The organism is Streptomyces chartreusis, assembly GCF_008704715.1.
Taxonomy (GTDB): domain Bacteria; phylum Actinomycetota; class Actinomycetes; order Streptomycetales; family Streptomycetaceae; genus Streptomyces; species Streptomyces chartreusis.
In genome coordinates, this window is the sequence record NZ_CP023689.1 from 3,048,378 (window position 1) to 3,067,942 (window position 19,565).

A 19,565-nucleotide genomic window follows, 5' to 3' on the forward strand; every position below is an offset into this window, starting at 1 on the left:
GTCAGCCGCTCCAGGCCGTGATACCTGAAGTTAAAAGCAACGTTGGAGACCCTATGCCTTCAAGTATCGAAGTCAATAGGGAGGCTCCTGTGACTTTGGAGACGCATCCGAGTGACGTGCGTTCACTTCTTGAAGTGAAGGTGAAGAGGTGAAGGTTGGCCGGGGAGGCGGTGTGCCCGGCGTCAGCGCAGCTTCTGGCTGATGACCTTCGAGACGCCGTCGCCCTGCATGGAGACGCCGTACAGAGCGTCGGCGACCTCCATCGTGCGCTTCTGGTGCGTGATCACGATCAGCTGCGAGGCTTCCTGGAGCTCCTGCATGATGCGGATCAGCCGCTGGAGGTTGGTGTCGTCGAGGGCGGCCTCGACCTCGTCCATGACGTAGAACGGGCTCGGCCGGGCCTTGAAGATGGACACCAGCATCGCGACGGCCGTGAGTGAACGCTCACCACCCGAGAGCAGCGACAGCCGCTTGACCTTCTTGCCCGGCGGGCGCGCCTCGACGTCGACACCCGTGGTGAGCATGTTGTCGGGGTCGGTCAGGATCAACCGCCCCTCCCCGCCCGGGAACAGCCGGCTGAAGACGCCCTCGAACTCCCTGGCCGTGTCCCAGTACGCCTCGGTGAAGACCTGCTCGACGCGTTCGTCGACCTCCTTGACGACCTGGAGCAGGTCGGCGCGGGTCTTCTTCAGGTCCTCCAGCTGCTCGCTGAGGAACTTGTGCCGCTCCTCCAGCGCCGCGAACTCCTCCAGGGCCAGCGGGTTGACCTTGCCGAGCTGCTGGTAGGCACGCTCGGCGGCCTTGAGCCGCTTCTCCTGCTCGGCCCGCACGAACGGCTTGGGCTGGTTGCGGGGGTGCTCGGGGTCGTCGGGCAGCTGCTCGCCCTCGGCGGCCAGGGACGGCGGTACGAGCTGGTGGGGGCCGTACTCGGAGACGAGCCCGGCGGGTTCCACGCCCAGCTCCTCCAGCGCCTTGGTCTCCAGCTGCTCGATCCGCATCCGCTTCTCGGCGCCGAGGACCTCACCACGGTGCACGGAGTCGGTCAGCTTGTCGAGTTCGGCCTTGAGGTCGCGGCCGGCGCCGCGGGCCGCGGTCAGCTCCTGCTCCCGCAGCGCCTTGGCCGCCTCGGCCGCGCCGCGCTCCTCCTCCGCCCGCGCGAGGGAGACCTCGACGTGCGCCAGCAGCTGGCGGGCACCGGAGGCGACGGCCTCCGCGACGGCGGCCTCGTGGCGCAGCCGCGCCCGCCGCTGCTCGGCACGCGCGCGTGCCTCGCGTTCGGCGCGGGCGGCACGGTCCAGGGAGTCGGCCCGTCCGGACAGTCCCTTGACCCGCTCCTCGTGCGTACGGACCTGGAGGCGGGCCTCCATCTCGGTCTGCCGGGCGTTGGCGCCGTCGGCGGCGAGCCGGTCCCGCACCGAGGTGTCGGGCTCCTCCTCGACCGGCATCTCCTCGGCCACGGCGAGCCGCTCGGCCAGCTCCTCGGCGTCCATGAGCGCCTTGTCGAGGGCGTCCTGGGCCCGCGCGGCGGCGGCCACGGACCGTTCGGCCTCCCCCGCGGCACCGCGTGCCTGCCCGGCGAGCCGGCCGAGCTGCTGGGCCACGGTCGACTTCTCCCGGTCGGCCGCCCGGCGCCGCTCCCCCAGCTCCTCGACCAGGGCGACGGCTGCCTTACGCCGTTCGGCGGCCGCGTGCTGGGCCTCGGTGAGTTCCTCGCAGCGGACCGCCAGCTCTTCCAGCTCGGCGGCGGCCTCGTCCACAGAGGCCTGCACTTCCAGGAGGCTGGGCGCCCCGGCGGACCCACCGTGCGCGAAGTGCGCCCCGAGCAGGTCGCCTTCGGCGGTCACGGCGGTGAGGTGCGGGTGCGCGTAGACGAGGTCTTCGGCGTCTTCGAGGGTGCCTACGACGACGATGCCCCGGAGGAGACGGCGGATGGCCGGCATGAGGTCGGCGGGGGCGCGGACGAGATCGGCCGCGCGATGCCCGCCGGCGGGTGCGGGTTCGTCGTGGCCGGTCGCGCCGAGGGGCGCCTCCGGTGAACCGGCGAGCAGCAGTGAAGCCCTGCCCGCGTCCTGCTTTCGCAGCAGACGGATCGCCTCGGCCGCCGCGGACGGTGAGGTCACGGCGATGGCGTCCGCCGCCGCTCCGAACGCCGCCGCCAGCGGTACCTCGTGGCCCGGTGTCACGGTCAGCAGTTCCGCGGCAGGGCCCAGCAGCCCTGTGAGGCGATCCTTCGCGCCGAGCAGCGCACCCGTGCCGTCCTTGCGGCGCAGGCCCAGCGCCAGCGCCTCGTGCCGGGCCTTGGTCGCGGCACGCCTGCGTTCCGCCGCGGTGGCCGCCTCGCGGGCCGCCGTCAGAGCGGCCTCCGCCTCCGCGAGCTGCGCCTTCGCCGTGTCGTGCTGCTCGGCGAGTTCCGCGTCGCCGGCGTCCAGGCCGTCGACCTCGGCCTTGAGCGCCTCGTACTCCTCCTGGGCGGCGAACGCGCGCTCCTGGGCCTCGTCCCGGGCGGCGGCGAGGCGGTCGATCTCGGACTGGGCGGACGCGGCACGTGAACGGGCCGCGTTGACCTGGCCGTTCAGCCGGGCGAGGCCCTCGCGGCGGTCGGCGATGGCGCGGGCGACGTCCTTGAGCCGGCGTTCCTCCAGGCCGAGTTCACGCTCCAGTTCGGCGCGGTGGGCGACCGTGTCCTCCAGCGCCCGCTCGGCCGCTTCGAGGGCCGCCTCCAGCTCCGCCTCCTGCTCACGGATGCGGGCGGCCTCGCGCTCCATGTCCTCGGGGTCGCGGCCCCGGCGCTCCTCCGGCGGCGCGGAGGTCGCGCTCTTCACACGCGCGTCGGCCAGCGAGATCGTGCCGCGCACCCGCTCGGCGAGCTGCGACAGCTCGTACCAGGTCTGCTGGGCCTGCTGGAGGCGCGGGGTGAGCCGGCGGACCTCCTCCTCCAGGAGGGCCTCGCGCTGGAGGGCCTTCTTCAGCTCCTGCTCGGCGGTCTCCTTGCGTTCCTTCAGCGCGGCCTCGTCGGCGACCTCGGTCCGCAGCGCCTCTCGCAGCCGTACGAGATCGTCGGCGAGGAGGCGGAGCCGGGCGTCGCGAAGGTCCGCCTGGATGACGGCAGCCCTGCGTGCGACGGCCGCCTGGCGGCCCAGCGGCTTGAGCTGTCGGCGCAGTTCGTCCGTGAGGTCCTGCACGCGCGCGAGGTTGGCCTGCATCGCGTCCAGCTTGCGCAGCGCCTTTTCCTTGCGCTTGCGGTGCTTGAGGACGCCGGCCGCCTCCTCGATGAAGGCGCGGCGGCCCATGGGGTCCGCGTGCAGGACGGAGTCCAGCTGGCCCTGGCCGACGATGACGTGCATCTCGCGGCCGATGCCGGAGTCGGAGAGCAGTTCCTGGATGTCGAGGAGGCGACAGGTGTCACCGTTGATCTGGTACTCGCTGCCGCCGTTGCGGAACATGATCCGCGTGATGGTGACCTCGGAGTACTCGATGGGCAGCGCCCCGTCGGAGTTGTCGATGGTCAGCGACACCTCGGCGCGGCCCAGCGGCGGGCGGCCGGTGGTGCCGGCGAAGATGACGTCCTCCATCTTGCCGCCGCGCAGCGACTTGGCACCCTGCTCGCCCATGACCCAGCTGAGCGCGTCCACGACGTTGGACTTGCCCGAGCCGTTCGGACCGACGACGCACGTGATGCCCGGCTCGAACCGGAGCGTGGTCGCCGACGCGAACGACTTGAACCCTCGGAGGGTCAGGGCCTTGAGGTGCACGCCGGTGGACTCTACCTTCCGGGGAAGTCTCGCTCCATGAACGCACGGTTTCACCGGTGAACGTGCAGGGCACACCAGACGTTAAAGAGGGTGAAAGGATGCGGGGGAAAAGAAAGAAGGGACGCCGAAGCGTCCCTTGCAACTTCTGACGGCTGGGCAGACCCCAGTCGTCTGACGACTTAGCGGTTGATACGGGCTGCCCAACCACTGCTGCAGCTGTTGTGGAGCGATGCAGTGATCAGGTGAGCGCAGGCTCCGCCTGGTGTGCGTCGATGCTCTCCATGATCCTGTCGTGAGAAGCGGCAGCCGTCAGCGCGTCGTTCTCGGCCTGGATCCGACCGAGCTCGGACTCGAGGTCCTGGACACGCTGCTGGAGCCGTCGCATCTCGGCGAGGAGTCGAGGGTCGGAGCCGCCGACGTAACCGAGAAGCGCCTTTGCCATGATGGATGGTCCTCCACACTGAGTGACCGACCGATGCGGTGTGGGTCGTGAGGGATTCGCACCCGCGGTTGCTTGGCAGGCCTGCAGTTGTACTGCCGTTCAGCCACGCCAAACAGCTAGGGTGCGCGGGGCTTTCAGCGTCTCACCAAAAAGTTTGACGGTCAACACGATCACACCCCGTATTGGCGGGTGAACCCGGGGGCACACGGCCGTGAACGGCGACGTGGCGACTCCTGCGGGCCCCTCGGGGCGTGGCGATCATCCTTGAGTGCGGAGCCTGCCATCGAGAGCCGTTCTTGGCAACCACCTGCTCATTTCTGCTCGGGGCAGTTGCCGGTGGCAGGTCCCTCCGCTTGCGCCTGGGTCTGTGTACAGAAACGAGTCAGCGGATGGCGAAGCCGTCGTAACCCCCGCGAGGTGTGTCCCAGATCTCGGTGACACCGTCCACCCGCCCGGGCGTGTCGCTGCCCTGGAGCCAGTCGAGGAGCCCCTCACAGCCGCCGCGGGGACCCTCCGCGACCACTTGGACCCGACCGTCGTCCAAATTGAGAGCAAAACCACTCAGGCCGCCGATCTCGAGGGCCTTGGCCCGCGTGAACCAGCGAAAACCCACACCTTGGACGCGTCCACGCACCCAGGCGACCAACCGCACATCCTCGCTCATGACTGCAACCTAACGGGCCAATGTCTCTCGGGGCACTCCTTCCTCTGGCGCCATGCGGTACCGTCCCGACCCAATGAATCTCATATGAAACTCACTCGATCGTGTGAGTTGTGTGAGGACGTTGAGACCGCAGGGACGAGGAAGGCCAGGACATGGGACGCCACCGACGCTCCGCCGCCGGCCGCGCCGCCACGGGCCGCGCCACGGGGGTCACCAATACGGACGGCTCCTACACGGAGAGCCACGACCCGCTGGACTCGTACGCCGGCGACCGGTCGACGAGGGGCATCGCGCCCTATCTGCACCGGGAGGAGCAGGAGGCGTACGCCGAGGCCTCCGCGAGAAGCGACGCGTATCTCTTCGCATCGGAAGAGGACTACGCACGCTTCAACGACACCACCGCCTTCCCGGTCGACGAGACCGGCGCCTTCCGGAGCGAGGGGTTCACGCCCGACTCCGGCACCCGGCGTCCCGGGGGCTCGCACCGCCGCCGCAAGAAGGCCGCGGCTCCGGTGAAGACCGGGCTGCTCGGTGTCTCCGCCGCGGTCGCCATCGGCACGGTCGCGGTGGCCGCGGGCGTGGTGCCCGGCATCGACAACTACCAACTCGGCGGTGGCAGCGGCACGGACCGGGCGCAGTCGGCCGGCTCCCCGACGAACATCCCCGCCGAGCAGGGCGGCACCTCGGGCAGCGCGGACCGGGACGACAGCGGCGGCACGACGAGCCGTGACGTCCAGCGGCCCTCCTCGCCGGCTCCGTCGACCACGTCGGCCGCGCCGACGAAGACCCCGTCGAAGAAGCCGTCGGCCACGCCCAGCAAGAAGCCGACGGACACGCCTTCGCGCAAGGCCACCAAGGCGCCCGAGAAGCAGAGCAAGAAGCCGCCGAAGTCCGACGAGCAGACCAGCGTCCCCGTGACCGTGTCCGCCGAGTCCGCCGCCGCGGCCGAGGTGCTCCGGCTCGTGAACGAGGAGCGGGCGCAGGTGGGATGCAGCCCGGTCGCGGCCAACAGCGCGCTCGCCGGTCTCGCCCAGGACTTCAGCGAGGCCATGGCCGATCTGGGCTTCTTCGACCACACCGACCCGGGCGGGGCCTCCCCATGGGACCGGGCCGCGAAGGCCGGCATCACCGACCTCGGCGGCGAGAACATAGCCCGCGGCCAGGCGGATGCCGCCGCGGTCATGGAAGCCTGGATGAACAGCCCGGGCCACAAGGCCAACATCCTGAACTGCGACTTCAAGACCCTCGGCGTCGGCGTCCACATCGGCGCGGGCGGCCCTTGGTGGACGCAGGACTTCGGCTACTAGACATACCGCTCACGCGACGGCAGCCCGTCCGCGGCAAGGGGCTCCCACCCGGTGACGACCGGGTGGGAGCCCCTTGTGCGTGGGCGGTCGTGCGGTTACGCGGCGATCGCGGCGCGGCCCAGGGCGAACGTCTTCGCGGTCTCGGTCACCCGGCGGCCCAGGTGCTCCGCCGTCGCCACGTCGGCCTTGTGGACGGCGTCGGGACCCTGGTCGGCGTTGGTCTGGGCGGCGGCACCGGCGAAGAAGCCGAGGCGGTTGATGTCGTGCTCGGAGCCGGCGCTGCTGTTCCAGCCGGGGAGCAGGCCGAGGTTGACCCAGTGCATGCCGAGCTGCGCGGCCAGGATCTGGAAGAACTGGAGGGTGTGCAGCTTGTCGCCGCTCTTGGAGGCGGAGTTGGTGAAGCCGGCGGCCAGCTTGTCCGTCCAGGCCCGCTCGGCCCAGCGCTTGGAGGTGGCCTCGGCGAAGACGTGGAAGGCGCCGGACGCGGTGCCCATGTAGGTCGGCGAGCCGAACACGATGGCGTCCGAGGCGTCGAGGATCGCCCACTGCTCCTCGGTGATCTCGTCCACCTTGATCAGGTGCACCTCGGCACCGGCCTCGACGGCACCGGCACGGACGGCCTCGGCGATGACGGCGGTGTGGCCGAAGCCGGAGTGATAGGCGATGGAGACGACAGGGGTGGTCACGTGGGTACTCCTGAAATAGGCAGCTCACTGGCGATGACAAAAGGAAAGCACTAACTTCTGGTTAGTGCAACCTCCCAGTAAGCGCTGCGTTCGAGTACGCTTCAGTCATGGACACCACGCAGGAGCTCATGGAGGCGCAGGACCTCCCGTACAACGTGTTCGCCAAGGCCTGCCCCTCGCGCGTCACGCTGGAGCACGTCACCGGCCGCTGGGGCGGACTGACCCTGGGCGCCCTGTACGACGGCTCGCTGCGCTTCAACGAGCTGCGCCGCCGGGTCGACGGCGTCAGCGAGAAGATGCTGTCCCAGACCCTGCACGCCCTGGAGCGCGACGGCCTGGTGCGCCGCGACGCCCAGCCGACGAATCCGCCACGGGTCGACTACGAACTGACGCCGCTGGGACGCGGGGTCGCCGAGCGGCTGCTGAGCCTCATCCACTTCGTGGAGGGGCAGATGGACGACGTGCTCGAAGCACGCCGGCACTATGACGAGACGCGCGGCGCCCTCTGACACTTCGGGCAGAAGTAGCTGGACCGGTTCATCCAGGGCCGCCGGCGCATCGGCGTACCGCACCGCTTGCAGGGCAGCCCTTCACGGCCGTACGCGTCGAGTGAGCGGTCGAAGTAGCCCGACTCGCCGTTGACGTTGACGTACAGGCTGTCGAAGCTGGTGCCGCCCACCGCGAGGGCCGCGTTCATCACGTCCCTCACATGGCCCAGGAGTTCCTGGGTGCGGGGGCGGGTGAAGGTGCCGGTGGGGCGCTCGTAGTGCAGACGGGCGCGCCAAAGGGCCTCGTCCGCATAGATGTTGCCGACGCCGCTGATCAACGACTGGTCGAGCAGGGCCCGTTTGATGGTGCTGCGCTTGCGGCGCAGGGCCTGGTGGAAGGCGTCGTCGTCGAAGAGCGGGTCGAGCGGGTCGCGCGCGATGTGCGCGATGACGTCGGGCAGTCCGTCCGGGGTGTTGTCGTGCAACGACAGCCCGCCGAAGGTGCGTTGGTCCACGAACCGCAGCTCGGTGTCGAGCGCGTCCGCGAACCGCACCCGGATCCTGAGGTGCTTCTCGTCCGGCACGGTATGCGGCTGGACCAGCAGCTGACCGCTCATGCCGAGGTGCGCCAGGACCGACTGCCCGGTGTCCTCCAGGGGCAGCCACAGGTACTTGCCACGGCGGCTGGGGACGCCGACACGGTGGCCCTTGAGCCGGTGCGCGAAGTCGTCGGCGCCGGCGATGTGCCGCCGTACGGCACGCGGGTGCAGCACCTCGGCGTCGGCGACCGTGCGATGGGCGACCCACCGCTCCAGGCCACGCCGTACGACCTCGACCTCGGGCAACTCGGGCATCGGATCCCCTGTACACCTGCGACGGGACGTAGGGCTCTCGCACCCCGTGCGTCCCGCGGAGCCTGCTGAATGGGCCGAGCGCCCGCCCCGGCGAAGGGTCGGGCGCTCGGATCGCGCTGTTCGGTCAGGCGGAGGCGGACGGCGCGTCGGCGTCGTCCTCGGCGGCGTTCTCGGCCGCCTTCTTGGCTCGCTCGTCCGCGGCGGCCTTGATGGACCGCCACGCGGACTCAGCAGCCTGCTGCTCCGCCTCCTTCTTGCTGCGGCCGGTGCCGGTGCCGTACGAGACGCCTCCGACGCGGGCGGCAGCAGTGAAGGTCTTCTCGTGGTCGGGGCCGGTCTCCGTGACCAGGTACTCGGGCACGCCGAGTCCTTCGGTCGCGGTGAGCTCCTGGAGACTGGTCTTCCAGTCCAGGCCGGCTCCGAGGTTCGAGGACTTCTCGATCAGGGGGTCGAACAGGCGGTGCACCAGCTCCGCCGCCGATTCCAGGCCCTGGTCGAGATAGACCGCGCCGATCACCGCTTCGAGGGTGTCGGCGAGGATGGACGCCTTGTCCCGGCCGCCCGTGCCCTCTTCACCACGGCCGAGCCGGATGAAGGAGCCCAGTTCCAGCCCACGACCGACCTCCGCCAGCGCACGCGAATTGACCACCGCGGCCCGAAGCTTGGCCAGCTGGCCCTCGGGCAGATCGGGGTGGGTTCGGTACAGCGTGTCCGTGACCACGAGACCCAGGACGGAGTCCCCGAGGAACTCCAGCCGCTCGTTGGTCGGCAGACCGCCGTTCTCGTACGCGTAGGAACGGTGGGTCAGCGCACGCACCAGAAGGGCGGACTCGAGCTTGTACCCGAGCCGCCCTTCCAACAGCGTGTGGGACGAGGCCTGGTTGTCCGCTGCGTTCTTCTTCGGCGTGGACACAGTGCCTCTCACCAGCCGCTCAGACCTCGAGGACCTGGCGCTTGTTGTAGGTGCCGCAAGACGGGCACGCAATGTGCTGCAGCTTGGGCTCGTGGCAGCGCTCGCACGCAACCAGGGTGGGGACCGCAGCCTTCCACTGCGACCGGCGGTGGCGCGTGTTGCTGCGCGACATCTTCCGCTTCGGAACAGCCACGGCTACTTCTCCTGCTTCTCGTCGACGCCCGCTTCCGCTTCGGCGCCGCTCATCTCGTCCTTCTCGCCGTCTCCGAGTGAACCGGCGAGTCCCTTCAGTGCCGCCCAACGGATGTCGACGGCGTCATGCTGGTGGTCCGGGTCGTCCGCCAGCCGGGCTCCGCACTCGGAGCACAGGCCGGGGCAGTCTTCCTGGCACACCGGCTGCATCGGCAGTGCGAGCACCACCGCATCACGCAGCACGGGTTCGAGGTCGAACAGGCCGTCCTCGAGAAAGAGCCTGTCCTCGTCGTCCTCGGCGTCGTCGCCCGGTTCCGCTTGGACGCGGCCCCGGTCGTCGGCGTCAGGGTACGAGAACATCTCCTGGAATTCCGCTTCGACGTCGAGCTGAAGCGGCTCCAGACACCTTACGCACTCCCCCTCGGCCTGTGCACGGGCGGTGCCTGTGACAAGCACCCCTTCCATGACCGACTCGAGCCGGAGTTCGAGCTCCAGCGGGGCGCCTTCCGGCACTCCGACGACTCCCTGGACACCGAAGTCCTTGGGGGCGTCGACCGTACGGGTCAGGCGCTGCAGCGCACCGGGCCGCCGGCCCAGCTCGTGTGTGTCGAACACGAGAGGGTTGCGGTGGTCGAGGCGGGCTGTCACGCCGTTCCTGCTTTCGATCTGCTGAGCTCAAGGGGTCACTGCCCGTCGGTGTTCCTGGGCAGCTTTGATCGCGGACGTACGCGCGACCGAAGAGCCAGGATACTGGACCTTTCGCTCACGGCCCAATCCGGTGGTCCCTTACTGGCCGCGCCCCTGCTCGTAGGCCCTCAGCTGCTCCGGCGTGATCATGCTCGTGTCGAAGAGGCTGGTCTCGTCGAGGGCGTACGACTGCTGGGCGGCCTGCTGGGGCTGCTGCTGGTCGTAGCCCGCCTGCTGGGCGTCGTAGCCCTGGTAGGCGTAGGGGTCGGCCTGCTGGTAGCCGTACGGGTCCTGCTGCTGGGCGTAGACCTGCTGCTGCGGGTAGCCGCCGTAGGTGTCCGTCTGCTGGTAGCCGTACGCCGGCTGCACGGGCTGCGGGTCGTACTGCGGCTGTGCCGGTACGGTCGCCGGCGGCTGCCCGGCCGGGGCCGCCGGGGTGTCCTGCTCCGCGAGCGCGGCGAGATCGGCGAGGTAGTCGGCGTCGCTGGAGTGTTGGACGGTGCCGAGGTCGTCGGAGAGGGCGCCGAGGTCGTCGGTGGCGATCCGGCCGTGCAGCTTCTGCCGGCCGCGGCCGACGGCCTCCAGGGTCTTGGCGAGTACGGCCTCGAAGGCGCCGAGCTTGGCGTCGACGTACTGGTCGGCCGTGCGGCGCAGGGTCTCCGGGTCGTGGCTGCGCTCGGGGGCGTCCTCGTCCTCGTAGCCCTGCTCGTCGAGGCCGGGGCCGGTACCGAGGAGCTTCTCGCGGCCGCGGCCGACGGAGCCGAGGGTCTTGGTGAGGACGACCTCGAAGTTGGCGAGCTTGGAGTCGACGTAGTCGTCGGCCTCCGCGCGGACGTCCTCGGCCTCCTTGCGGGCCTCGGCGAGGAGGCGGTCGCCCTCGGCCTGGGAGCGGCGGGCGACCTCGGTGTCGGAGATCAGCGAGCCGCGCTCGGCGTGCGCCTGGCCGATGATGCGGTCGGCCTCCTGACGGGCCTGCTCGACCATCTGCTCGCGGTCGCCGATCAGCTCCTGGGCCTGAGCGAGGGAGCCGGGCAGGGCCGCGCGGACCTCTTCCAGCAGGGAGAGCAGTTCGGCGCGGTTGACCACGCACGAGGCCGACATCGGCATCGACCGGGCACCTGAGACCGCCGCGACGATCTCGTCGAGCTTGTTCTGTACGTCCACCGTGTGCTCGCCACTCTCTACAGCTGTGATGGAGACGGACGGAACGACTGTAGCCGCCCGTTCAGCCTTGGCGCAGACGCTTGTTGAGCGCCTCCAGGACCTGCGGCGGCACCAGGTGCGAGACGTCGCCGCCCCAGGTGGCCACCTCCTTCACCAGGGAGGAGGACATGAAGCTGTAGGTGGGGTTGGTCGGCACGAAGAGCGTCTCCACGCCCGACAGGCCGTTGTTCATCTGCGCCATCTGCAGCTCGTAGTCGAAGTCGCTGACCGCGCGCAGGCCCTTGACGATGGCCGGGATGTCGCGCTGCTTGCAGAAGTCCACCAGGAGGCCGTGGAAGGCCTCGGCCCGTACGTTCCCGTACTCGGCGGTGACCTCGCGGATCAGGTCGAGCCGCTCGTCCACCTCGAACAGGCTCTTCTTGGACTTGTTGATCATGACAGCGACGTAGACCTCGTCGTACAGCCTGGACGCGCGGGAAATGATGTCGAGGTGCCCGTTGTGGATCGGGTCGAACGACCCGGGACAGACGGCTCGGCGCACTTGTGTTCCCTCGCTCTCCGGTCCGGTCATCGTGCGTCTTCGCACGTAGAGGCGTTGTCGCCCATGGCGGCGCGACCGTACCAAAACGTTCCCTCGCCGTAACGACGGGCCCGGAGCGCCTCGAATCCGTCCGGCCACCGGAATTCTCCGCCTCTGGTGCTTCGCTCCACGGTGACGAGCGCCTCCGGCGCTAGCCAGCCCCCTGAGCGGAGTGTGAGCAGAATCTCGCGAAGATCGTGATCTGTGACTCGGTACGGCGGGTCGAGGAAGACGATGTCGTACGGCTCGGCGGGCGCCGGGGTCTGGATGATCTGTTCCGCTTTGCCCGATCTCACTTCGGCGCCGGGGAGGCCGAGATTCTTGACGTTCTCGCGGACGATGCGGGCCGCTCGCACGTCGGCTTCGACGAGGAGCGTGTGGCTCGCGCCGCGGGAGAGTGCCTCCAGGCCCACGGCGCCCGATCCCGCGTATAGATCGAGGACTCGTTCGCCGTCCAGAGGGCCTGCGAGGAGGGACTGCCAGGTGGAGAAGAGGCCCTCGCGTGCGCGGTCGGAAGTGGGGCGGGTGCCGGTACCTGGCGGGACTGCGAGGCGACGTCCGCCTGCTGCGCCGGCGATCACGCGGGTCATCTTTGGTCCTTGGTTGTGGGCGACTGCAGGTTCATTGTGGCTGGTCGCGCAGTTCCCCGCGCCCCTTGAGGTAGGTCCGCTTCACCCCTTTTCCAAGTACTGCTCTCTCTCCTCGTCCAAGAGGGCGTCCAGGGCTGTCCGTAGACCAGGGAGATTGGTCAGCTCCGGATCGGCCTCCACCACCGTCATCGCCTCCTCCCTCGCCTCCGCGATGATCTCCTCGTCCTCGATGACCGCCAGCATCCGCAGGCTGGTGCGGGCGCCGGACTGGGCCTGGCCGAGGACGTCGCCCTCGCGGCGCTGTTCGAGGTCGATGCGGGAGAGCTCGAAGCCGTCGAGGGTGGCGGCGACGGCGTTGAGCCGCTGGCGGGCCGCGCTCGCCTCCGGCATCTCGGTGACCAGCAGGCACAGGCCCGCCGCCGAGCCACGGCCGACGCGGCCGCGCAGCTGGTGGAGCTGGGAGACTCCGAAGCGGTCGGCGTCCATGATCACCATCGCGGTGGCGTTGGGGACGTTCACACCGACCTCGATGACGGTCGTGGCGACCAGTACGTCCGTCTCGCCGGCGGCGAAGCGGCGCATGACGGCGTCCTTGTCGTCGGGGTGCATCCGGCCGTGCAGGACCTCGACCTTCAGTCCCTGGAGCGGTCCCTTGGCGAGGTGGTCCGCCACGTCGAGCACGGCGAGCGGCGGGCGCTTCTCGGCCTCGTCCTCGGGGGACTTCTTCTTGCCGGCCTTCTTCGGGTCGTCCTCCTCGTCGCCGATGCGGGGGCAGACGACGTACGCCTGATGGCCGTTGCCGACCTCCTCGCGCACGCGCTCCCAGGTGCGGGCCAGGAAGTGGGGCTTGTCGGCGGCCGGGACGACATGGGAGGCGATGGGCGAGCGGCCGGCCGGGAGCTGGTCGAGGACCGAGGTCTCCAGGTCGCCGAAGACCGTCATCGCGACCGTGCGCGGAATGGGCGTCGCCGTCATGACGAGCAGATGGGGCGGCTGTTTTCCCTTGCCGCGCAGGGCGTCGCGCTGCTCCACGCCGAACCGGTGCTGTTCGTCGACGACGACCAGGCCGAGGTCGTGGAACTGCACCTTGTCCTCGATCAGCGCGTGTGTGCCGATGACGATGCCGGCCTCGCCGGTGACGAGATCGAGCAACGCCTGCCGCCGGGCGGCCGCGCCCATGGAACCGGTCAGCAGCACCACCTTGGTGGCCTGCTCGGCACCGCCCAGCATCCCGCCCTCGGCGAGCTCGCCCATCATCTCGACGATCGACCGGTGATGCTGCTGGGCCAGCACCTCGGTGGGCGCGAGCATGGCGGCCTGCCCACCCGCGTCGACGACGGCGAGCATGGCGCGCAGGGCCACCATCGTCTTCCCGGATCCGACCTCTCCCTGGAGCAGCCGGTGCATCGGATGCTCGGTGGCGAGGTCGTCGAAGATCTCCTTGGAGACCTTCTGCTGGCCCTCGGTGAGGGTGAAGGGGAGGCGGGCGTCGAAGGCGGTGAGGAGGCCGTCCGGGGCGGGGCGGCGGGCGACCGCGGGGAGTTGGGCGTCGGCGAAGCGGCGGCGGGCCAGGGCGACCTGGAGGACGAAGGCCTCGTCCCACTTGAGGCGGGAGCGGGCGCCCTCGATGTCGGCCTTGGTGTGCGGGCGGTGGATCTTCAGCAGTGCCTCGGGGAGCGCGACCATGCCGCGGCCCTCGCGGAGGGTGTCGGGGAGCGGGTCGACGGCTTCCTGGGCGCTGGGCAGGACCGTCTGGATCGCCTTGCCGATCTTCCAGGACTCCAGCTTGGCGGTGGCGGGGTAGATCGGGATCAGGGCGCCGGCCCAGGTCTCGACGGTCTCCTCCGAGTCCCCGCGCAGCAACTCGTAGGCCGGGTGTGCCAGTTGGAGGCGGCGGTTGAAGACGGAGACCTTGCCCGCGAACATCGCGCGGGTGCCCGGCAGAAGCTCCTTGTGGGGCTTGTGAACGCCGTTGCCGAAGAAGACCAGTTGGAGGCGGCCGCTGCCGTCGGTGATCGTGACTTCGAGGCGCTGGCCCTTGCCCCGGGGGGCCTTGCTGGAGGCGAAGGTGTGCAGGCGCGCGTCGGCGACCATGGCGACCACGGTGACGTGCTCGTCCATCGGGAGGTCGGCGAGGTGGGTGAGCTGGCCGCGCTCCTCGTATCTGCGCGGATAGTGGTGCAGCAGGTCGCCCACGGTGTGCAGGCCGAGATGCTCGGCCATCACCTTCGCGGTGGGAGGGCCGAGCACCTTCTTCAGTGGTTCTTCCAGTGCGGGCACGAGATCCATTCCACACCACGGCACTGACAAAGCCGTAGAGGCCGATGCGGCCGTCCCGGTAAACGTCCCGGAAACCCCTGGTCAGGCGGTTCGCTTCGGCCCTAGGATGGCGCGCTCCGGCCATCCTTTCGCGGTCACCGCCTCACCGGGACCGCCCGACCCCGCGCCGTCCCCGAGACCCCCCAACGGCGCTGCGACGATGGACTCCCAGACCTCACAGTCATCCCAGGCCCCTCAGCCGCCCCACTCTCCTCATACGTTCCAGGTCGACCTGCGCGGTCTGGTGGACCTGCTCTCCCACCACCTCTACTCAAGTCCCAAGGTCTATCTGCGCGAGCTCCTGCAGAACGCCGTCGACGCCGTCACGGCCAGACGTGCCGAGGAGCCCGGCGCGCCCGCCGTGGTGCGGCTGTACGCCGAGTCGGGCGAGCTGCGGGTCGAGGACTCCGGGATCGGGCTGACCGAGGCGGACGTGCACGACCTCCTCGCCACGATCGGTCGCAGCTCCAAGCGCGCGGAGGGGCTTCAGGAGGCCCGGTCCGACTTCCTGGGGCAGTTCGGCATCGGTCTGCTGGCCTGTTTCGTGGTCGCCGAGCGGATCCGGGTGGTCAGCCGCAGCGCCCGCACTCCGGACGCGCCGCCGGTGGAGTGGACGGCGGCGGACGACGGTTCGTACACCGTGCGGACCCTGCCGGACGACGCCCGGCCCGAACCCGGCACCACCGTGCACCTCGTGGCGCGCGCCGGTGCCGCCGAGTGGCTGGCCGAGGACCGGGTCCTGGCGCTGGCCCGGGACTTCGGCTCGCTGCTGCCGTACGACGTCCGGGTCGGCGGCGAGGCGGTCACCGACCTGCCGGCGCCCTGGGACCGTTCGTACCCCTCCCCCGCCAACCGCCGGGTGGCGCTGGCCCGGCACTGTCAGGACCTGTTCGGCTTCACCCCGCTGGACTCGATCGAGCTGAACGTGCCGCTCGCCGGGATCCGCGGGGTGGCGTACGTCCTGCCGGCCGCGGTCAGCCCGGCCCGGCGGGCGGGTCATCGCGTCCACCTCAAGGGGATGCTGCTGACGGAGCGGGCCGAACAGCTGCTGCCCGACTGGGCGTTCTTCGTGCGCTGTGTGCTCGACACGGACAGCCTGAGGCCCACGGCGTCGCGCGAGGCGCTGTACGAGGACGAGACGCTGGCGGCCGTACGGGAGGCGCTGGGGGAAAGGATTCGGTCCTGGCTGACGGGCCTGGCGGCGGGTGATCCGGAGCGGCTGGCGGCGTTCCTGTCCGTGCACCACCTGGGCGTGAAGTCCCTGGCGCGGCATGACCGGGAGATGCTGCGCACGATGCTGCCGTGGCTGCCGTTCGAGACGTCCGACGGGCGGCTGTCCCTGGAGGAGTTCGCGCAGCGGCACGCGGTGGTGCACTTCACGCGGACCGTGGAGGAGTACCGGCAGGTCGCGCCGATCGCCTCCGCGCAGGGCGTCGGGGTGATCAACGGCGGCTACACGTACGACAGCGAGCTGATCGAGGCGCTGCCGTCGGTGCGGCCGGGGACGGTCGTCGCGGAGCTGGACGCGGACACCGTGACCGCCCATCTGGACGCGGTCGACCCGGCCGAGGAGCTGGCCCTGTCGGGCTTCCTGGCGGCCGCGCGGGCGAAGCTGGACCCGCTGGGCTGTGACGTCGTCCTGCGGGCCTTCCATCCGCTGTCCGTGCCCGCGCTGCACCTGGACGACCGGGCCGCCCGGCACGAGCAGGCGCGGGCCGAGGCTCAGGAGCAGGCCGACGACCTGTGGGCGGGCATCCTCGGTTCGCTGCGCGGCAGCGCCCCACGCGCGCGTCTCGTGCTTAACCATCTCAACCCGCTGATCCGGCGGATCGCCTCGCTGGGCGACGCGGAGCTGATCGGCACCGCGACGGAGTCCCTGTACGGGCAGGCCCTGCTGATGGCGCAGCGCCCGCTCAGGCCCGCCGACTCGGCTCTGCTGAACCGGGCCTTCATCGGTCTGCTGGAGTGGGCCACGAACGGCGAGGAAGGCCGCTGATGAGCGAGATCACCGACTTCGACTCGCTGCGCCGGGCCATGGCGGAGAACGGCGAGGAACCGGAGGGTCCGGCCCGCAACGCGCGCGCGGAGCAGCTGCTCGCCGAGGCGGAGAAGCTGAAGATCCCGCTGGCCGTGATCGAGGCGCTCGGGCATCAGATGAAGGTCTACAACTACAGCTCCGAGAAGGGGAAGATGTTCGTCCCCTTCGCGCGGCTGCTGCGCATGTGGGACGAGCGGCCCGAGGACTTCGACGAGTACGAGACGCATTCGCTGCACTGGGTCTTCAAGTGGATGTCGTCCGGCATGCTCGACCAGCCGCACGTCCCGCTGGCCTCCATCGAGAAGTGGCTCGGCGAGATGGGGCACCGCTACCGGCTCGCCGGGCACTCCGAACGAGCGGTGCGCGGCGCCGAGTTCAGCGTGGCCGCGCATGTGGGTGACGTGGCGCGGGCGGAGCGGGCGTACGGCGCCTGGCTGGCCGCGGACCGGGACGCCATGGCCGACTGCCACGCGTGCGAGCTGCACGGGCAGGGGTGGTGGCAGGCCGAGCGGGGCCGGGACGTCGAGGCGATCCGGCTGTGGGGTCCGGTGCTGGAGGGCGAGTTCACCTGCGCCCACGAGCCGCACACGGTCCTCGCGTCGTCCCTGACGCCGCTGCTGCGCCTGGGCCGCGTGGACGAGGCCCGCGCCAACCATCTGCGCGGCTTCCGGCTCGTGCGGGCCATGGAGAGCATGCGCGGGGCGTACGCGGACCACGTGGAGTTCTGCGTGCTGACCGGCAACGAGGCGCGCGGCCTGGAGCTGCTCGCGGAGCGGCCGGCGTACTTCACGGACGACGGGCATCCGCGCAGCAGGCTGGAGTTCATGACGGTGGTGGCCCTGCTGATGGGCCGCCTGAGCGCGCTCGGTCTTGGCGAGCGGCGGGTGCCCGGTCCGGCGGGGCGCACCTGGACCGCCGGCGAACTCGCCGTGCACGCGCGCGAGGAGGCGCTCGCGCTGGCCGCCCGCTTCGACGAACGCAACGGCACGGCCCACGTGAGCGAACGGGCACGCGCGCGCATGGATCAGGAGCCCCTGGTGGAGCGGCTGCCCCTCGGAGTGCGTACGACGGCCCGGCCGGCGCCGGCCGTGCCCGCGCCGGTCGCGGCCGGCTCCCCCGACGACTCCCGGCCCGACCTGCCGGCGCTGATCGCCGAGGCACGGCGGCTGTCGGACACCCTTCAGCCCGACGCCGTCGAGGCGTGGGCGGCCGTCTCGCGGGCCGCCGAGGGCGTCGGGCTGGACGCCCGCGACCGCGCGGAGATCGCCGACCACCGTGCGATGGACCTGGGCCCGGAGGGCATCGCCCTGTTCGAGGAGGCCGCCGGGCTGTACGCGGAGGCGGGCGACCCCGGGGAGGCGCTGGCGGCACGCGCGCGTGGAGCGTACGTACGGGCCCTCACGGGCGAGGTGTCCGAGGCCCGCACGATCATCGCCGGTCTCTACGACCGGGTGCTCGCGCTGTACGCCGACGACGGCACGGGCGTGCGTCAGACGGCGGCCGTGCTGATGAGCCGGGCGCGGATCCTGATGCGGCGGGTGCACGAGGCGGAGGGCGGGCTGCCGGAGGTCCTCGCGGCCGACGCCGAGGCGGCCGCCCGTGAGGTGCTGGCGCTCGTCGGCGGGCAGCCCGGGGACGACGTACGGCTCGCCTCGCGGATCGCGGAGGCGCAGGCCATGCTCGCGGAGCTGGCGGCGCTCGCGGGGGACGTGGAGGGGGCCGCGGAGCTGTTCGCGCGGGCCTCCGCGGCGTTCGTCGGGGCGGGGCTGCCGTGGTTCGCGGTGGAGTACGAGGCCCGGCTGGCCGGGCTCGCGCACCATCTCGGCGAGATGGCGGAGGCCGAGCGGGCGCTGCGGGCGGCCCTGGAGCACGGCGGGCCGCAGCTGGAGGCCACGGGCCGGGCCCAGCTGCATCTCCAGCTGGCCGAGGTGCTCGGCGACCGGGGACTGTCCGAGGAGGCCGCGGAGCACGCCCTGGAGGCGGCGCACTGGGCCGACGAGGCGGGCGAGAGCCGCACGCTCGGCGCCTGGGCGAGGCATCAGCTGGGCGGGTTCCTGCTGCGGCAGGGACGATTCGCCGAGGCCGCCGAGGTGCTGGAGTCGGCGCTGCCTGACCTGTCCGCCGAGACGCACGGCGACGGGGCCGTCGTCCAGACGCAGTGGTGGCTCGGCGACAGTCTGAGCGAGCTGGGCGAGCACCGGGCGGCGGCCGAACGCCGGCTGCAGGCCGCCGAGATCGCCCGGCACTGGCCCGAGCAGCACGACCACGCCACGCTCGCGCACCTCGCCGCCGAGTCCCTCGGCCATGCGGGCCTGCACGCGGAGGCGGACCGGGCGTACGCGCGCGCGGGCGCGCTGTGGCGTTCCGTCGGCAACGTGCACGGCCTGGTCCGCTCGCTGCGTGCACGCGCGTGGCTGGCGCTCGGCGAGGACGACCGGGAGGACACCGCGTCCGAGCTGATGGCGAGCGCGGTCGAGGAGTGCCGGGCGGCGCTGGACGAGGCCGAGGACGAGGAGTCGCGCGAGCGTCTCGTCGCCGAACTCGGCCACACCCACCGCCAGTTCAGCGACCTGCTGGCGCGTTCGGCCGCGGAGGACGCCGAGGACGAGTCGATCCGGGACATGCTGGAGGGGGCCCTGACCCAGGTGTCGCTGGCCGTCGAGGTGTTCGCGCCGCTCGGCGACGACGTCCTGCACAGCCGTACCGGCGCGGAGCTCGCCGCGGGCTGGCTGGAGGCCGACCTGGGCCGCCCGGCCGCGGCGGCGGCACGCGCGCGTGCGGTGCTGGCGGCGTACGCGGGTGCCGGCGAGGACGACGGGACGGTGCTGGAGCGGCGGCAGGAGGCCGAGCAGATGCTTCAGGTGGTGCGGGAGCAGGACGGGGCGTAGG

Annotated in this window: 16 protein-coding genes; 4 read left to right on the top strand and 12 right to left on the bottom strand. The window is 71.0% G+C overall.

From position 1 onward, the window contains the following. Positions 1 to 182: 182 nt before the first annotated feature. The 3 genes from smc to CP983_RS12685 form a co-directional block, all read right to left on the bottom strand. Complete coding sequence (smc, locus tag CP983_RS12670; protein ID WP_150499659.1) at positions 183 to 3,752, bottom strand: chromosome segregation protein SMC; 3,570 nt, start codon at positions 3,750 to 3,752, stop codon at positions 183 to 185. Between the two features lie 238 nt (positions 3,753 to 3,990). Continuing rightward, positions 3,991 to 4,194: a hypothetical protein gene (locus tag CP983_RS12680; RefSeq protein ID WP_030048901.1), complete on the bottom strand. Its 204-nt coding sequence runs from the start codon at positions 4,192 to 4,194 to the stop codon at positions 3,991 to 3,993. A gap of 382 nt (positions 4,195 to 4,576) precedes the next feature. Next, complete coding sequence (locus CP983_RS12685; RefSeq protein WP_107902414.1) at positions 4,577 to 4,858, bottom strand: acylphosphatase; 282 nt, start codon at positions 4,856 to 4,858, stop codon at positions 4,577 to 4,579. Between the two features lie 152 nt (positions 4,859 to 5,010). Between CP983_RS12685 and CP983_RS12690 the strand changes: the two genes are divergently transcribed. After that, complete coding sequence (locus tag CP983_RS12690; RefSeq protein ID WP_150499660.1) at positions 5,011 to 6,165, top strand: CAP domain-containing protein; 1,155 nt, start codon at positions 5,011 to 5,013, stop codon at positions 6,163 to 6,165. Between the two features lie 95 nt (positions 6,166 to 6,260). Here the strand turns inward: CP983_RS12690 and CP983_RS12695 are convergent, their stop codons facing one another. Then, on the bottom strand, positions 6,261 to 6,851 hold the full coding sequence (locus CP983_RS12695) for a flavodoxin family protein (protein WP_030950741.1): 591 nt from the start codon (positions 6,849 to 6,851) through the stop codon (positions 6,261 to 6,263). A 107-nt stretch (positions 6,852 to 6,958) separates the two neighbouring features. Here CP983_RS12695 and CP983_RS12700 point away from each other — a divergent pair, with 107 nt between their 5' ends. After that, the gene (locus CP983_RS12700; protein WP_150499661.1) at positions 6,959 to 7,360 is read left to right on the top strand and encodes a winged helix-turn-helix transcriptional regulator; all 402 of its coding nucleotides are present in this window, start codon (positions 6,959 to 6,961) and stop codon (positions 7,358 to 7,360) included. Here the strand turns inward: CP983_RS12700 and mutM are convergent. The 8 genes from mutM to recG all read right to left on the bottom strand — a co-directional run bounded on the left by mutM (position 7,333) and on the right by recG (position 14,608). Then, positions 7,333 to 8,193, bottom strand: a complete 861-nt coding sequence (gene mutM, locus CP983_RS12705) for a bifunctional DNA-formamidopyrimidine glycosylase/DNA-(apurinic or apyrimidinic site) lyase (protein WP_150499662.1) — start codon at positions 8,191 to 8,193, stop codon at positions 7,333 to 7,335. The two genes, CP983_RS12700 and mutM, sit on opposite strands and share 28 nt — an antisense overlap. 124 nt (positions 8,194 to 8,317) lie before the next feature. Then, a complete protein-coding gene (gene rnc, locus CP983_RS12710) occupies positions 8,318 to 9,106 on the bottom strand; it encodes a ribonuclease III (RefSeq protein WP_107902422.1) in 789 nt (262 codons plus the stop codon). Positions 9,107 to 9,125: 19 nt separating this feature from the next. After that, positions 9,126 to 9,299 (bottom strand): 50S ribosomal protein L32, encoded by a 174-nt coding sequence (rpmF, locus tag CP983_RS12715; RefSeq protein ID WP_007493396.1) that lies wholly within the window; start codon positions 9,297 to 9,299, stop codon positions 9,126 to 9,128. A 2-nt stretch (positions 9,300 to 9,301) separates the two neighbouring features. Beyond that, positions 9,302 to 9,946 carry a YceD family protein gene (locus CP983_RS12720; RefSeq protein ID WP_125527596.1) on the bottom strand — a complete coding sequence of 215 codons (645 nt, stop codon included), beginning with the start codon at positions 9,944 to 9,946 and terminating at the stop codon, positions 9,302 to 9,304. 138 nt (positions 9,947 to 10,084) lie between these two features. Then, entirely contained in the window at positions 10,085 to 11,149 is a 1,065-nt protein-coding gene (locus CP983_RS12725) for a cell division initiation protein (RefSeq protein ID WP_150499663.1), read from the bottom strand. A 61-nt stretch (positions 11,150 to 11,210) separates the two neighbouring features. Next, complete coding sequence (coaD, locus tag CP983_RS12730; RefSeq protein ID WP_214335770.1) at positions 11,211 to 11,690, bottom strand: pantetheine-phosphate adenylyltransferase; 480 nt, start codon at positions 11,688 to 11,690, stop codon at positions 11,211 to 11,213. Between the two features lie 26 nt (positions 11,691 to 11,716). Continuing rightward, entirely contained in the window at positions 11,717 to 12,319 is a 603-nt protein-coding gene (gene rsmD / locus CP983_RS12735; protein ID WP_150499664.1) for a 16S rRNA (guanine(966)-N(2))-methyltransferase RsmD, read from the bottom strand. Between the two features lie 81 nt (positions 12,320 to 12,400). Next, the gene (gene recG, locus CP983_RS12740) at positions 12,401 to 14,608 is read right to left on the bottom strand and encodes an ATP-dependent DNA helicase RecG (RefSeq protein WP_150499665.1); all 2,208 of its coding nucleotides are present in this window, start codon (positions 14,606 to 14,608) and stop codon (positions 12,401 to 12,403) included. Between the two features lie 190 nt (positions 14,609 to 14,798). Between recG and CP983_RS12745 the strand changes: the two genes are divergently transcribed. Beyond that, a complete protein-coding gene (locus CP983_RS12745; protein ID WP_150499666.1) occupies positions 14,799 to 16,634 on the top strand; it encodes an HSP90 family protein in 1,836 nt (611 codons plus the stop codon). Further along, the gene (locus tag CP983_RS12750; protein ID WP_150499667.1) at positions 16,634 to 19,564 is read left to right on the top strand and encodes a tetratricopeptide repeat protein; all 2,931 of its coding nucleotides are present in this window, start codon (positions 16,634 to 16,636) and stop codon (positions 19,562 to 19,564) included. The genes CP983_RS12745 and CP983_RS12750 overlap by 1 nt, the downstream gene beginning before the upstream one ends. Position 19,565 lies beyond the last annotated feature (1 nt).

Bases quoted from the DNA above. Each gene is read 5' to 3' on its own strand.
- CP983_RS12680 (WP_030048901.1), bottom strand. From the start codon at position 4,194: ATGGCAAAGGCGCTTCTCGGTTACGTCGGCGGCTCCGACCCTCGACTC.
- CP983_RS12685 (WP_107902414.1), bottom strand. From the start codon at position 4,858: ATGAGCGAGGATGTGCGGTTGGTCGCCTGGGTGCGTGGACGCGTCCAA.
- CP983_RS12690 (WP_150499660.1), top strand. From the start codon at position 5,011: ATGGGACGCCACCGACGCTCCGCCGCCGGCCGCGCCGCCACGGGCCGC.
- CP983_RS12700 (WP_150499661.1), top strand. From the start codon at position 6,959: ATGGACACCACGCAGGAGCTCATGGAGGCGCAGGACCTCCCGTACAAC.
- mutM (WP_150499662.1), bottom strand. From the start codon at position 8,193: ATGCCCGAGTTGCCCGAGGTCGAGGTCGTACGGCGTGGCCTGGAGCGG.
- rsmD (WP_150499664.1), bottom strand. From the start codon at position 12,319: ATGACCCGCGTGATCGCCGGCGCAGCAGGCGGACGTCGCCTCGCAGTC.
- recG (WP_150499665.1), bottom strand. From the start codon at position 14,608: ATGGATCTCGTGCCCGCACTGGAAGAACCACTGAAGAAGGTGCTCGGC.
- CP983_RS12745 (WP_150499666.1), top strand. From the start codon at position 14,799: ATGGACTCCCAGACCTCACAGTCATCCCAGGCCCCTCAGCCGCCCCAC.
- CP983_RS12750 (WP_150499667.1), top strand. From the start codon at position 16,634: ATGAGCGAGATCACCGACTTCGACTCGCTGCGCCGGGCCATGGCGGAG.